The sequence below is a fragment of the Streptacidiphilus sp. MAP5-3 genome (assembly GCF_041262505.1).
Classification (GTDB): domain Bacteria; phylum Actinomycetota; class Actinomycetes; order Streptomycetales; family Streptomycetaceae; genus Streptacidiphilus.
This window is the reverse complement of sequence record NZ_JBGCCL010000015.1, coordinates 104,035-118,499: the sequence shown is the minus strand read 5'-3', so window position 1 is coordinate 118,499 and position 14,465 is coordinate 104,035. Positions and strand designations below refer to the sequence as shown.

Genomic DNA, 14,465 nt, shown 5'->3' with positions numbered 1-14,465 from the left:
CTCCCTACCGCCCAACACCCGGCGCAGCCGCACAAACAAAAACCGGGATGCTTGGCATCCCGGCAAAAGGCTCGTATATTAGAAAATCCGTGTCGCAATCGCCAAGCGTACTCGCAAAGCAATGCCCACGGATCATTACAGCTTCACTATATCCGAGCGGGAGCAGAATTGTCAAACGCGCCGAACGAAGAAATGGGCCGAGAGCAGGATTTCCTCGACCTGCTCCGGGCGCGCGTCGTCGCGCTCGAGACGGCGGCCGGGCAGGCCGTCAGCGCCGCGCTTCGGCAGGACGTGATCTCCGCGCAGTCGCGGCTGGAGCGGGATGTGATGGTGGCCGAGCAGTCGGGGCTGTTGGCGGCGCTCGCGTCCGGCGAGGAGGGGTTGTGCTTCGGCCGGCTGGTGTTCCGGGACGGGGGTGACCACCACATCGGGCGGATCGGGATCCGCGCGGACGACGCCGAGCGGACACCGCTGGTCGTCGACTGGCGGGCCGACATGGCGAGGCCCTTCTACCTCGCCACCGGGCACACGCCGATGGGGCTGCGCCGCAGGCGGCACATCACGACGCACCGCAACCAGGTGACCGCGCTGCACGACGAGATCCTCGACCTGGAGGACACCGAACGCACGGGGTACGAGGGCTCCGATGCCGACGCGGTGCTGCTGTCCGCGCTGGACGCGGCCCGTACCGGGCGGATGCACGACATCGTGCAGACCATCCAGTCCGACCAGGACAGGATCATCCGCGCGCCGCACCAGGGTGTCATGGTCGTCGAGGGTGGTCCGGGCACCGGCAAGACGGCTGTGGCGCTGCACCGCGCGGCGTATCTCCTCTACGCACAGCGCGAGTTGCTCGCCCGCCGGGCCGTGCTGATCGTCGGGCCGAACGCCGCCTTCCTCAGCTACATCGGGCAAGTCCTTCCGTCGCTCGGCGAGACCGGAGTCCTGCTGGCGACACCGGCCGAGCTCTACCCGGGCGTGGTCGCGACGGGGACGGACACGCCGCCGGCCGCGGCCGTCAAGGGCGGTGCGGGGATGGCCGACGCCCTCGCCGCGCACCTGCGGGACCTGCAACGGCTGCCCGAGTCGGCCGCGTTGGTGATCGAGCACGAGGACGGCGTGCTGCTCCTGGACCGCGAGATCGCCGCCGTCGCGCGCGAGCGTGCCCGGGCAGCGCAGCTGCCGCACAACCTGGCCCGGCCGCACTTCGCCTTCTCCGTGATCGACCAGCTCACCGCACAGATCGTCGAGCGGATCGGCACGGACCCCTACGGCGGGCCGAACCTGCTCGGGCCCGACGACCAGGCGCAGCTCGGCAAGGCCGTCGCCACCAGCTCCGCCTTGCATGCCGCGATCGACGAGCTGTGGCCGCTGCTGACGCCGGAACAGCTGGTCGCGGACTACCTCAGCGATCCCACCCACCTCCCGCAGCGAGAAGCCGCGGCGATCCGGCGGCCGGACCCGACCGCTTCCATCCCGCCGCAGGAGCCCGACTGGACGCCGGCCGACGTCGCGCTGCTGGACGAGGCGGCGGAGCTGCTGGGCGACGACTTCTCGGCGCGGCGTGCCGCCGAGGAGGCGCGGCGACAGGAGGAGATCGCATACGCGCAGGGCGTGCTCGACCTCTCCTACGGCTCGCGGACGCAGGAGTTCGAGGACAAGGACGAGGATGACTCCGAGGTGCTGGCCGCGCACGACCTGATCGACGCGGAGCGGCTGGCCGACCGGCAGGAGGAGCGGGACCACCGCAGCGCGGCGGAGCGCGCGGCGGCGGACCGGACCTGGGCGTTCGGGCACATCATCGTCGACGAGGCGCAGGAACTGTCGCCGATGCTGTGGCGGTTGCTGATGCGGCGCTGCCCCACCCGGTCGATGACCCTGGTCGGCGACCCGGCGCAGACCTCCGAGCCGGGTGGGTGCGGCAGTTGGGACGCGGCGCTGACGCCGCACGTCGGGGACCGGTGGCAGCGGGTCGTGCTGGACGTCAACTACCGCACCCCGGCGGAGATCATGGACGTGGCCGCGCGGATCCCGCAGGCGACGGACCCGGGGTACACGCCGCCACGCTCGGTCCGGTCCACGGGTGTGCCGCCGCGCGCGGAGCATGTCGCCGACGCGGCGGCGCTGCCCTCGGCCGTGGCGCGGGTGGTCGCGGCGGAGCAGCGGGCGCTGACCGGCGCCGAGCGCCGCCTCGCGGTGATCGCCACGCCCGAGCACCATGCCGCGCTGCTCGCGGAGTTGCCCACGGCGTCGGCGGCGACCGGATCGCTGGAGGTGACACCGGACCTGACGCAGCCGGTGGTGCTGCTGACTCCGGGGCAGGCCAAGGGGCTGGAGTTCGACGCAGTGGTCGTGGTCGAGCCGGGCGGCTTCGGGGCGAACGAGCTGTACGTGGCTCTGACCCGCGCCACGCAGCGACTCGCCGTCGTTCATGCCGAGCAGCTTCCGCACGCCCTCGCACCAGCCCTGGCGGAGGCGACGGTCTGACACGGCGTCGGCGCGGACGCGGCGTGGGCGCGGACGCGGCGTGGGCGCGGACGCCGCCTGTGAAAGGTCGTCACGTGTGCAAGGTATTCATGAGCGGGAAACAGTGCAGTGACCCGGAGTTCGCGACCACCGATCATGATCGTGGTGAGTCCGGGCGCGGCAAGACCCGTTCGAGGACGCGGAGGGCACCCACCTGGTGGCCGGGAACCGGTGACCAGTGACGGCTTGACCGGCGACCCGCAGCCGGTCACGTTACGCTGCCCCACGGCGGGCCGGGCCTCGGCCTCGGCCCGCCGACTGACGACAGCTCCCTACCGACGCAGCCGACCATCACCCCGAGGTCCCGCATGACGACGACTCCCGGCACCGCCACTCCCTGGCTGCACGTCACCACCCCACGGCCCGACGCCGGGCTGCGGCTGGTGTGTCTGCACCCGGCCGGGGCGGGGCCGATGTTCTTCCGCAGCTGGGACGCCGTGCTGCCGCAGGACGTCGAGGTCGCGGCGGTCCACCTGCCGGGGCGGGAAAGCCGGTTCGCCGAGACGCCCGTGCCGGACTACCAGCAGGCGGTCGCCGCCCTGCACGCGGCGCTGCGTCCGGTGCTGACCGACGCCACCCCCTACGCGCTGTTCGGACACAGCATGGGCGCGCTCCTGGCGTACGGACTGGCGGTCGCGGCGCGGCGCCACGGTGACCCCGAGCCGGTCCGACTCTTCGTCAGCGGGTCGGCGGGCCCGGGCGTGCCGCGTCGCCGCAGGGGGCGGCACACGTGGACCGACGCGGAGCTCGTCGACGACCTGCGCGCGATGGGCGGCACCCCCGAAGAGGTGCTGGCCGACCGGGAGTTGCTGGAGCTGATCCTGCCGCCGCTGCGCGCCGACTACGCGCTCTGCGACACCTTCGAGTCCTCCCCGACCGCGGCGGCCTTCGGCGCGGCGCGCGTCCTCACCTGCCCGGTCTCGATCCTGGGCGGCGAGGATGACGAGTACACGGCCGAGGACCTCGCCCACTGGTCCACGGTGACGAGCGGACCGTCGGTCCAACGGGCCTTCCCCGGCGGGCACTTCTTCCTCACCTCCCCCTCCGCCGACGCCGTGCACGCCACGGTCCGCGCAGATCTCGGGCTCGGCGGGTAGCACCCGGCCAGGCCCGAGCCGGGTTCTGTCGCTATGCCCTGCGACGGCATCCGGCGAGGAGGGTGGCCACCATCTGCTTGGCGTCGGCCTGGTCGTAGTCGGGGCCGGTGATGCAGAGGTTTCCGATGGCGCGCATGAGCGTGTAGGCGGTGACGCCGGGGCTGAGTTCGTCGGCGGCGACGCAGGCGTCGAGCAGCGTTGCGCAGGCCGGGACCAGGGTGTCGAGCATGAGGGCGTGGAGGTTCTCCAGCCCTGGATCACCGGACCCCAGGGCGGCACCGAGGCCGTGCTTGGTCACCAGGAACTCCACGAACGCGTCCGCCCAGCGGGTCAGGGCGGTGAACGGGGAGGCTGACTCCTTCAGGAGCTGGGGCGCGAGCGCGGTGCAGGTGTCGATCTGATGCCGGTAGACGGCGGTGACGAGGTCCGCCCGGGTCGGGAAGTTTCGGTAGATCGTGCCGACGCCGACGCCGGCGCGTTCGGCGATGTCTCGGATGGGGGCCTGGACGCCCTGGTCCACGAAGACCGCGGCTGCGGCCGCCAGCACGCCGCTTCGGGTGCGCTGTGCCTGTGCTTGGCGTACTCCGACCGGTTCGGACATGGATCCTCCCGTTGCTCGCGGAACAATGTTCCGCTAGATTGGCGGAACGGCGCTCCGCCAAAGTATGGCAGAGCGATACCGTGGAGAAAGCGCAGGTCCCCCATGTCTTCCCGCCACCTCGACCAGCGGATCGTCTCGGTCAAGCCCATCACCGTTCCCGCGCCCGGCCGCAGCGTCGACCTGCTGGTGAAGGTCACCGCTCCGCTGTCGGGCCAGAACCTGCCCGTCATCGTGTTCTCCCACGGCAACGCCTGGTCCCTGGACGGATACGAGCCCCTTGTCGACCGGTGGGCCGCAGCCGGATTCATCGTGGTGCAGCCCACCCACCTGGACTCCCGGCGCAACGGCATCGGGTGGGACGACCCGCGCTTTGCCACCATCTGGCGCGTCCGGATCGCCGACCTCCACGCGGTCCTCGACGGCCTCGGCGACATCCTGCTCCAGGCCGGCGGCCTGGACACCCGCGTCGACCGGGAGCGCATCGCGGTCGTCGGCCACTCCTGGGGCGCCCAGACCGCCGGCGCGATCCTCGGCGTGCGCGTGCTCGACGCCGACGGCGTTCCCGGAGAGGACTTCTCCCACGCTGCGGTCTCGGCCGGCGCGCTGATCGCCGTGACCGGAACGGGCGACCAGCTCACCCCGTTCGCCGCCGAACACCTTCCGTTCATGAGGCCGGACTACTCCACCATGGCCAGCCCGGCTCTGGTCATCGCGGGTGGCAAGGACCAGTCGCAGCTCTCCACCCGGGGGCCGGAGTGGTTCACCGACGCCTACCACCTCAGCCCGTCCCCGAAGAGCCTGCTCACCATCGCCGAGGGCGAGCACACCCTGGGCGGCGTCGCCGGCGAGATGGCCGCCGAGACCACCGACGAGGACCCCGCCCGCGTCGCCCTCGTCGCCGACGCGATCTCCGCCTACCTCCTCGACGCCTTCAAGCTCGGCGACGCCGCGTGGACCGCCCTCAACGACGCTGCTGCGGCCGGCGACGGTGCCTGGAGCATCTCCAGCAAGTGAACCCGGCCGGAAGGCGTCGTCGGCCGAGCCGAGGGCGGGCGGCGTTGACCCGACTGCGGCAGCCAGCCGCTGGTGATCGGCGTGCGGGAGAGGACGCGTCAGCCCTTGGCCGAGCCGAGGGTGAGCCCAGAGACGAACTGCTTCTGCAGCGCGAAGAACACCACCAGCGTGGGCACCGCCACCATCAGGGCCGCCGCGGAGATGAGGTTGTTGTTGACGAAGAACTCCCCGCTGAGGTTGTTGAGTGCTGCGGTGATCGGCCGGTTCGCTCCGGTCTGCATCAGGACGGTGGCCCAGAAGAAGTCGTTGTAGATCCAGGTGAACTCCAGCGTCGCAAGCGCGCCGAGCACGGGCCTGCAGAGCGGCATGATGATCTGCCAGTAGTAGCGCCAGCTCGACGCGCCGTCGATGATGGCGGCCTCGCCCAACTCGGCCGGCAGGGTGCGCATGTAGTTCGACATGACGAAGGCGCAGAAGCCGGTCTGGAAGGCGACGTGGACCAGGATCAGTCCGACGAACGAGTCGTCGAGCTTCCCTGAGCTCGCCAGCCAGGTGGGCAGCGGGACCAGCTGGTAGAGCTTGTAGAGCGGGGTGATCAGGGCCTGCTGCGGAAGCAGGTTGCCGGCGGTGAAGAGCATCAGCAGGGCGACGTTGATGCGGAAGCTGTAGCGGGAGACCACGAAGGCCACCATGCTCGCCAGCCAGAGCGTCAGCACCAGGGCCGGCACGGTGATGATCAGCGAGTTGAGGAAGTACTGCGGCAGCTGTGCCTGCGTCCAGGCCGCGGTGAAGTTGCCGAACCCGTAGTGGCCGCCGACGGAGACGTAGCCGAGTCGCTGCGTGTCCGCATAGGGGCGCAGGGCGGTGTAGAAGGCGTAGAGCAGCGGTGCGATCCACACCAGGCAGGTGCCCGCGAGGAACACGTGCAGGGCGATCCGTGCGGCGCGTGTCCGGCGGACGGGCTTGGCGCCGTCCCGCTCGGACGCCGCGCGGCGGGGTGAGGAGAGCAGGCTCGTGGTCACGTCCGGGAGTCCTTTCGGAACACGGTCACCAGGTACGGGACGATGAAGGCCATCGAGATCACCAGGAGGATCGTCGCCAGCGCGGAGCCGAAGCCGATGCGGCTCGCCTCACCGATGATGTTGTCGGTGACCAGGACCGAGAGCAGTTCCAGCCCGTCGGTGCCGCGGTTGATCACGTAGACGATGTCGAACGCGCGCAGCGACTCGATCACGGTGATGACCAGCACCACCACGTTGATCGGTCGCAGCGCCGGCCACACGACGTGCCGGAAGGTCTGCCACCCGCTCGCCCCGTCCAGGGAGGCGGCCTCCTTGAGCGAGGGGTCCACGGACTTGAGCCCGGCCAGATACATGATCATGACGTAGCCGGTCTGCCGCCAGCAGGCCATGACCAGTACGGCCCAGATGTTGAGGTTCGGGTTGCCGAGCCAGTCGATGACCGAGGAGCCCTGGGTGTGGCCGGTGAGGTTGTTGATGAGGCCCTGTGTCGGCGAGAAGATCAGCTCGGTCATGAAGCCGACCAGTGCCAGCGACAGGACGACCGGCATGAACAACACGCTCTGGTAGAGCCGGGAGAACCGGATCTGCTTGTCCAACTGCACGGCGAGGAAGAGGCCGAGTGGCGCCGGCACGCAGAAGAAGACCACGAGCCAGAGCAGGTTGTGCTCCAACGCCGGGTGGAAGGGCGGGTAGATCGAGAAGATGTCCCGGTAGTTCTGCAGCCCCACCCAGTGGATGTTCTGCACCCCGCCGATGCCGGGCCAGCTGGCGAAGGAGAGCACGACGGAGGCCAGGGCGGGCAGCCAGACCAGCGCCACGGTCAGGATCGTGGGTACGCCCGCCATCAGCGTCAGGGTGGTGCGGTCGCGCGCGGACAGGCGCCGGCCGCGTTGGCGAGTGGTCATGAGCGTCTCGTTTCGGTGCCGGGTCGGACGAGAGATGGCGGCCCGGGCGCAGGGGCCGCCATGGTGCGGGTCGTCGTCCCGTCAGCCGTTGCTCGCCCAGATCGACTTGGCCTGCTTGTCGATGGAGGAGATGATCGAGCCCACGTCGCCCGGGTTGTTGAGGAACTGCTGGATCGCCGGGATCATCACCGGGTCGGCGAAGTCGGGCCGGGTGTCCCGGTCCATGAACTGCGAGATGTTGGCGGCCTTCTGAATCAGCGCCACCGAGGCGGTCTGCGCCTGGGTGTACTTCGCCGTGTCCACGCCGTTGGCGGTGGCGATGTCGGCGGGGTTGCTGCCGAGCCAGAACTGCTGCGACTTGGCGGTTCCCAGGTACTGGAGCAGCTTGACGGCGCCGGTGTGGTTCTTCGGAGAGGCGCTCATCATGAAACCGTCGATCGGGGCCTCCACGCTGTCCTGACCGTGTTGCGGGTCGATCTCGGGGAAGGCGAAGAAGCCGAGGTCGGCCGCCTTGGCACCGGTGAAGATCGTGCCGATCTGGTCGAGACCGAGCACCATCATCCCCGCCTGCTGGCCCAGGAGTTGCTGGGCTCCCTCCTGCCAGGTCAGACCGAGCGCGCCCGGGGAGTAGTACGGCAGCAGCTGCGCCCACTGGTCGAACACGGCCTTGACCTGCGGCGTGTTCCACTGGTCGCCCTTGCGCATCAGGTTGATGTGGAAGTCGAACCCGTTCATGCGCATGTTCAGGTAGTCGAACGTGCCCATGGCGGGCCAGCCGTCCTTGTCCGTGAAGGCGATCGGGATCAGGCTGTCGCTCTTCATCTTCTTCGCCAGCGCGATGAACTCGTCCCAGGTGGTCGGCTCGGTGTAGCCCTTGGCCTGCCACAGGCTCTTGCTGTAGTAGACGGCCCACGGGTAGTAGTCGAAGGGCACGAAGTAGTAGTGGCCGTCGCTGCCCTTGCTCTGCGCCTTCATGGCGTCGGTGTAGTTGGCGCCGATGGTCGCCCACACGTCGTCGACCTCGTGCAGCAGGCCCTGCCCGGCGAAGAACTGCATCCGCTCACCAGCGAACCAGTTGAACACGTCCTGCGGGTTGCCCTGCAGGTACGTCGAGATGTTCTGCTGGAACGTGTTGTGGTCCACCCAGTTGACATCGACGCCCAACCCGATGTCCTTCTTCGCCTGGGCGAACAGTGACTGGTAGGCGCCCTTCGGCTCCGGGACCGCGGCGTTCGAGCCGAAGGTGACGGTCTTGGCGTCGGTGGCGGTCGTGGTGCCGCCACTCGCACACGCCGCCAGGAACGGGGCCAGACCTGCGGCGCCGGCTCCCAGGGCTGCGAAGCGAAGCAGCGAGCGTCGAGACAGACCGTCGAGTTCCGCAGAAGAACGCGCCACAACCACTCCCAGGGAATCAATTTCCAACAAGCCCGAACATCGGGTCGAGATGCAACCAGTCTCCCGACTCCGCGTCAAGGAGATTCACAAGACCTCCCGTCCTTGCCGGTTGCCGAAGGCTCGGCGGTCCGGGGACGAGAATCCGCCGCAGGGAGCCTTGACTGTGCGAGCCGATGTCGCTGAAATGCACCTCGCGTTAGGTTTCGTTTAGTCCTGTTCATTTGTGTCTCAAGTCCGAGCCGGAGGTCAATCCACCGTGACCTGGTCGAGCCGCACCACCCGAACAGCACCGGCAGATCCTCGGAGCCACCCGCGCCAACGGCGCCGCAACCTCGCACGGACGCTTGGCGCTTGCCTCCTTGCGCTCGCCCTGCCGACCGTCCTTCCGGTCGTGTCAGGTACGGCGCCGGCTGCCCAGGCCGAGGCGAACGGCGTGGCCGCCACGCCGCCGATGGGATGGAGCAGTTGGAGCTTCGTCCGACGAAGTCCCACCGAGGCGAACATCGAGGCCGAGGCCAAGGGCATGTCCACCAGCGGCCTGGTGTCGCACGGCTACAGCTACGTCAACGTGGACGACTTCTGGTACCTCAACCCGGCGACAACCGTGGACAGTTACGGCCGCTGGGTGACCGACGCCAGCAAGTTCCCCGACGGCATGGCGTCGGTGGCGAGCTACGTGCACGGCCTGGGCGAGAAGTTCGGCATGTACCTCACCCCGGGCATACCCGTGGCCGCCTACCAGCAGAACACTCCGATCCAGGGCACGAGTTACCACGCCCAGGACATCGTCTCGAACACCAGCAGCTATGAGACCAACTACAACTACGGCAACGGTTCGATGTACTACATCGACTACAACAAGAACCCCGCCGCCGCCCAGGCGTACCTGAACTCCTGGGCCGACCAGTTAGCCTCCTACGGCGTCGACTACCTGAAGATCGACGGCGTCGGCGACTGGGACGTCGCGGACATCCAGCACTGGTCCCAGGCGCTCAACCAGACGGGCCGCCCCATCCACCTGGAGCTCTCCAACAACCTGGACGTCAACAACGCGGCCACCTGGAAGCAGTACGCCAACGGCTGGCGCATCGACGGCGACATCGAGTGCTACTGCGGAGCGGGCGGCTCCTCCTACCCGCTCACCGACTGGAACAACGTCGCCGGCCGCTTCAACGACGTCGCCCGGTGGACCCAGGACGCCGGGCCCGGCGGCTGGAACGACCTCGACTCGCTCGAGGTCGGCAACGGCAGCAACGACGGCCTCACCGTCGACGAACGCCGCACCCAGATGACCCTGTGGGCCGTCGAAGGAGCACCGCTGCTCCTCGGCACCGACCTCACCGCCCTCGACCCGACCGACCTCGCCATGCTGACCAACGACCGGGTCATCGCCGTCGACCAGGCCGGCAACCCGGCCCGCCCCGTGGACCGGACCACCCAGCAACAGGTCTGGTACGCGGCCAACCCCGACGGCAGCTACACCGTGGCCCTGTTCAACCTCGGCGGCAGCACCGCGAGCGTCACGGCCCACTTCGCCGACCTCGGGTTCAACGGAACCGCCGACGTCCAGGACGTCTGGAACAACACCGATCTGGGCAACTCCACCGGATCCTTCTCCGCGAGCCTGAACACCCACGCCTCGATGCTGCTGAAGATCACGCCTGCTTCCGGTGACGCGTTCGCCGCGATGCACTACAACATCGTCAACGCCTCCAGTGGCCGGTACCTGGACGTCTCCGGCGCCTCCACCGCCGACGGCGCAACCCTGGTGCAGCAGACGGCGGATGGCGGAACCGACCAGCAGTGGCAGCTGGCGGGAGCCGGCAACCAGCTCTACCGGATCGCCGACGTCAACAGCGGCGACCTGGTCGACATCCCGGGCGGCACCGGCACCAGCGGCACCCAGCTGGTGCAGCGCCACGACGACCACAGCTCGGACTCGCACTGGACCTTCACCCCGACCGGCAACGGCACCTACACCATCGCCTCCGCCCTCGACGGCCAGGTCCTCGACACGAACGGCAGCGCGGTCGTCCAGAACCCCGCCTCCGGCGCCGCCACCCAGCAGTGGAAGCTCGTGCCCGTCCTGGTGGCCGGAGCCCAGTACCGCCTCGTCAACGGTGCCACCGGCGGCAGGATGGACGTGAACAGCGACTCGACCTCCGACAACGCCACGGTCCTGCAGTGGTCGGACAACAGCCAGACGGACCAGCTGTGGGCCTTCCGGCAGCAGTCCGACGGCAGTTACACCGTCGTCAACGACCACAGCGGCCTGCTCCTCAACATCCCCGGGCCCACCACCACCCAGGGCACCCAGCTCATCCAGTACCACGACGACGGCAACAGCAACTCCCGCTGGACCCTCGTCGACGCCGGGCCCAACCTGGTCCAGCTCAAGAGCTCTTACGACGGCCAGCTCGTCGACCTCAGCAACAGCTCCCTGAACCTGGGCGCACCCGTGCTCCAGTGGCCGTCCGACGGCGGCGCGAACCAGACCTGGACCCTGACCGCGCCCAACTGAACCCGCCCACTCGCTGTCGGAACAGTCACCGCGCCTGCAGGCGCACGGCGGCCAGCCTGGGGATCAGGGTGGTCGCCGTGCCGCCGAGGACGGCTGCGCACTCCGGGGCGGTGAGCTCGGGACTGGTCTCGATTCGCCCGCGGGTGGAGACGGCGAGGTCGCGAACGTCATGGCGATCCCCCTGGTCAGTGGGCGTAGACGCGCTGGTGGACGTGCTCGGCCAGCATGATGGTGGTGACGTTGGTGACGGTGGAGGGCACCTCCGGGATGATCGAGGCGTCCACCACGCGCAGCCCGCTCACCCCCTTGACGGCACTCCCTGCGTGTGAGTCTTCTGGATCCACGAGAGCCCGCCGCTGACGGGAAGTTGCCTGGCAGCCATGGCGATGCTCCCGTGCCGGGTAGCTTCACTGCACGCTTCAACCATGACACGCTTGACTTGAAGGTTCAAGTCAAGCGACGGCGTCCGGCGGCGAACCTCCGCCTGGTGCAGCTTCGGTCCGCCGACGTCCGGGAGACCAGCGCGATCAGCCCAGCAGCAGGCTGTTCAGCTGGGGATGGTTCAGGCTCGTCTCCACCTGCTCCGGGTAGCTGCCGGTGGTCAGCAGGGCCTGGGCGAGGCGAGCGGTGTGGGCGTAGGCGGACTCGGCGATGGCCGCGCCCGCGCTGACCCGGGCTGCGCCGGCGGCAGCGAGGCCGGGGATCGGGAGGGTACCCGGGGCCACGCTGACGTTGAGCGGGACCTTCACCGCCTCCACGACGGCGGTGATGCTCTCGGCGCTCAGCGCGCCCAGGAGGAAGACGCCGTCCGCGCCCGCCTCCGTGTAGGCGGTGGCGCGGGTGACGACCTCGCGGAACCAGTCCTCGGGGTCGGGGTCCTGCATCCGGAACACGTCGATCCGGGCGTTGACGTAGAGCGGCACCCCGGCGGCGTCCGCCGCGTCCCGGGCGGCGGCGATCCGGGCCGCGCCCTCGGCGACGGGCCCGAGCGCGTCCTCCAGGTTGACGCCGACCACGCCGGCCGCGAGCACGCCGCGGATGGTCTCGGCGACACCCTCGGGGTCGTCGGCATGGTCGGTGTAGCCGCGCTCGATGTCGGCGGTGACCGGGATGTCGACGGCTCCGGCGATCCGGGCGATCGCGGCGAGCCCCGTCGCGCGGTCCAGGTGGCCGCCGTCGCCGAAGCCGAGGCTCCAGGCCACTCCCGCACTGGTGGTGGCCACCGCCTTGGCTCCCGCCTCGACCACCAGCGCCGCGGACGCTGCATCCCAGGCGTTCGGCAGGATCAGCGGCCTGCCGGGGACGTGCAGGGCGCGGAACGCCCGGGCCTTCTCGACCAGAACTGCCGTGCCGGTGTCAGTTGTCGTCGCCATGCGGCCATCAGATCACAGAACGCGGGCCCGGAGCGGGCCACACGATCATTCCGTCGGGGTCCGATTCGCCGCCGCACCACCCGCGCGCGAACGTCCCGCGCCCGACGGCCACCGGTGGGCGGCACGGGCGCGGGACGTTCATGGCCCCGCAGGTCACGGCGGGTCGGACCGCACCGTGACGCACTGCGTCAATGCGCTTGGGCGTCCCTGCGCTGTTCCATGCGCGCTATGCGCTATGCGCCAGGACTCCGAGCGGAGTTGATCAGCGTCGGCTCAGTTGTGGCCGAAGCGCTTCTCCTTCTTGTGGGACGGCATGCGCATCCCACCCTCCGGCATCGGCGACGACGTCATCATCGGCTCACCGGAGTGGGCCTTGTCGTCCATCATCGCGGCCTTGCCGTGCTGGTGCCGGTCCGGCACCGCCTGCGGCGCGTGCTCGCCGTGGGCCATGGCGGCCGGCTTCCGCTGGCCGGACTTCTGCTTGCGGGGCTGGTTCTTGACCTTCGACATGGTGTGTACTCCCGAATGGGGTGAGGCGCCGTGCCCGGTGCACATGGGACCGGACAATGAAGCGGCGCGCGCTCACCACGATTACAGGGGCCACCGCGCTCCGCATCCCGAACGGATGCGGAGCGTCACCTTTGCAGGTCAGGACCGTTGAAGCCAGGGTGAATCGGCGCGGAGCGCACTCAACTCCCGGACACGGAGGCGAGGTAGGCGCCCGCTGCCTCCGGGGTGAAGAACCAGGACGGGAAGTCCTCGGGGCTGTCGAAGCCGTTGGCGAACCGGTGCGCGACGGCGGGGAGTTGACCGGCCGCGCCGATCAGCTGCAGCACGTGCTCCGGCGGCGGGGCCAGCATCGCGTTGGTCCACGCCGTGACCGGCTCACCGGTCTGCGTCCAGAAGGCGTCGAAGGCGCCCTGCAGGAACTCGCGGTCGAAGGGGCGGTCGCCGTGGGCGCGGATCGACGCGAGGTAGCTCGCGGCGCACTTGGAGGCGGTGTTGGAGCCCTGACCGGTGATCGGGTCGTTGGTGACGACGGCGTCGGAGACGCCCAACACCAGTGTGCCGCTGGGCAGTTCCCCGACCGCGCGGCGCACGGTCGGGGTGAGGCGACCGGCCAGGGTGGCGCGCTCGTCGGTCAGTTCCACGCCGCCACGGGTGCGCTCGTACTCCCACGGGACGTAGGTGCGCATCAGGTCGAGGATCGTGTCGAGCTGCTGCTGCGGGGCAAGTGGCGCACTGGCGTCCTGCTGGAAGACGTCGACCGGACCGCCGGGGACGCCCTCCCAGAAGAGGATGTCGCACGCGCCGGAGTGGGTCAGCGCCGGGATGACGAAGAGCTCGCCGACACCGGGAACCAGGTTGCAGCGCACGGCGGCGAAGTCGTGCTCCGGGCGCGGCCCGAGGCCGTGCACGTAGGCGAGGGCGAGCGAGCGCTGCGGGGCGGTGTAGGGCGAGCGCGCGGGGTCCCGCTCGAGCAGGGCCGACAGGTCGCCCTTGCCCGTGGCGAGCAGGACCAGGTCGTAAGCGGGGGCGACGGAGTCGAGGGAGGCCGCGGTGACCGTCTCCACGACGACCTTGCCGCCACGCTCCGCGAACAGCTCCAGCCAGCGCGGCATCTTGATCCGCTGGTCCACCGAGCGGCCGGGAGCGTCGAGGCGGCCGACCCAGTCGATCACCCGGGCCGCCTCGGGGCCGCTGACGGAGACGCCGAGCCCCTCGACGGTGGGGGCCTCGTCAGCCCAGAGGTCCAGGCCGAGCGCGGCCTCGTGGGCGAGTGCGCCGCCGAACATGCACTGCGTCGACAACACCCGCCCCTCGCGGACCCGTTCGGCGGTCCGGTCGGTGGTCACGATGACGTCGTGGCCGTCGGCCTGGAGGCCGAGGGCGAGTTGCAGTCCGGCCTGGCCGGCGCCGACGACGAGTATGTTCGCCACGGAGAGGCTCCTGATCGCGGGTGTGGTGGGACGGTCTCGGATACAGCGGCATGCGGATGCGTACGGGTACG

At 69.8% G+C, this 14,465-nt stretch carries 12 protein-coding genes; 4 read left to right on the top strand and 8 right to left on the bottom strand.

The window, feature by feature from the left end; translation table 11 throughout:
- The first annotated feature begins 192 nt into the window (after window positions 1-192).
- Entirely contained in the window at window positions 193-2,487 is a 2,295-nt protein-coding gene (locus ABH928_RS22465) for an ATP-binding domain-containing protein (RefSeq protein WP_370069245.1), read from the top strand.
- Between the two features lie 347 nt (window positions 2,488-2,834).
- Window positions 2,835-3,623 carry a thioesterase II family protein gene (locus ABH928_RS22460; RefSeq protein ID WP_370069243.1) on the top strand — a complete coding sequence of 263 codons (789 nt, stop codon included), beginning with the start codon at window positions 2,835-2,837 and terminating at the stop codon, window positions 3,621-3,623.
- 31 nt (window positions 3,624-3,654) lie between these two features.
- Here ABH928_RS22460 and ABH928_RS22455 read toward each other — a convergent pair whose 3' ends face one another.
- Entirely contained in the window at window positions 3,655-4,224 is a 570-nt protein-coding gene (locus ABH928_RS22455) for a TetR/AcrR family transcriptional regulator (protein WP_370069241.1), read from the bottom strand.
- A 102-nt stretch (window positions 4,225-4,326) separates the two neighbouring features.
- On the opposite strand from ABH928_RS22455, the gene ABH928_RS22450 reads away from it, so the two are divergent.
- A complete protein-coding gene (locus ABH928_RS22450) occupies window positions 4,327-5,238 on the top strand; it encodes an alpha/beta hydrolase family protein (RefSeq protein ID WP_370069239.1) in 912 nt (303 codons plus the stop codon).
- Window positions 5,239-5,336: 98 nt separating this feature from the next.
- Here ABH928_RS22450 and ABH928_RS22445 read toward each other — a convergent pair whose 3' ends face one another.
- The 3 genes from ABH928_RS22445 to ABH928_RS22435 all read right to left on the bottom strand — a co-directional run bounded on the left by ABH928_RS22445 (window position 5,337) and on the right by ABH928_RS22435 (window position 8,560).
- Complete coding sequence (locus tag ABH928_RS22445; RefSeq protein ID WP_370069237.1) at window positions 5,337-6,260, bottom strand: carbohydrate ABC transporter permease; 924 nt, start codon at window positions 6,258-6,260, stop codon at window positions 5,337-5,339.
- On the bottom strand, window positions 6,257-7,165 hold the full coding sequence (locus ABH928_RS22440; RefSeq protein WP_370069235.1) for a carbohydrate ABC transporter permease: 909 nt from the start codon (window positions 7,163-7,165) through the stop codon (window positions 6,257-6,259). Before ABH928_RS22440 ends, ABH928_RS22445 begins: the two co-directional genes overlap by 4 nt.
- Window positions 7,166-7,246: 81 nt before the next feature.
- Window positions 7,247-8,560: an ABC transporter substrate-binding protein gene (locus ABH928_RS22435; RefSeq protein ID WP_370069233.1), complete on the bottom strand. Its 1,314-nt coding sequence runs from the start codon at window positions 8,558-8,560 to the stop codon at window positions 7,247-7,249.
- A gap of 391 nt (window positions 8,561-8,951) precedes the next feature.
- On the opposite strand from ABH928_RS22435, the gene ABH928_RS22430 reads away from it, so the two are divergent.
- Window positions 8,952-11,081 carry an alpha-galactosidase gene (locus ABH928_RS22430; protein ID WP_370069231.1) on the top strand — a complete coding sequence of 710 codons (2,130 nt, stop codon included), beginning with the start codon at window positions 8,952-8,954 and terminating at the stop codon, window positions 11,079-11,081.
- A 185-nt stretch (window positions 11,082-11,266) separates the two neighbouring features.
- Here ABH928_RS22430 and ABH928_RS22425 read toward each other — a convergent pair whose 3' ends face one another.
- The 4 genes from ABH928_RS22425 to ABH928_RS22410 all read right to left on the bottom strand — a co-directional run bounded on the left by ABH928_RS22425 (window position 11,267) and on the right by ABH928_RS22410 (window position 14,394).
- Entirely contained in the window at window positions 11,267-11,383 is a 117-nt protein-coding gene (locus ABH928_RS22425) for a GMC oxidoreductase (RefSeq protein WP_370069229.1), read from the bottom strand.
- Window positions 11,384-11,608: 225 nt separating this feature from the next.
- Window positions 11,609-12,454, bottom strand: coding sequence for an isocitrate lyase/phosphoenolpyruvate mutase family protein (locus tag ABH928_RS22420; RefSeq protein WP_370069227.1), 846 nt, complete (start codon window positions 12,452-12,454; stop codon window positions 11,609-11,611).
- A gap of 273 nt (window positions 12,455-12,727) precedes the next feature.
- On the bottom strand, window positions 12,728-12,964 hold the full coding sequence (locus ABH928_RS22415; RefSeq protein ID WP_370069225.1) for a hypothetical protein: 237 nt from the start codon (window positions 12,962-12,964) through the stop codon (window positions 12,728-12,730).
- A gap of 179 nt (window positions 12,965-13,143) precedes the next feature.
- Window positions 13,144-14,394, bottom strand: a complete 1,251-nt coding sequence (locus ABH928_RS22410; protein WP_370069223.1) for a styrene monooxygenase/indole monooxygenase family protein — start codon at window positions 14,392-14,394, stop codon at window positions 13,144-13,146.
- Window positions 14,395-14,465: the final 71 nt, after the last annotated feature.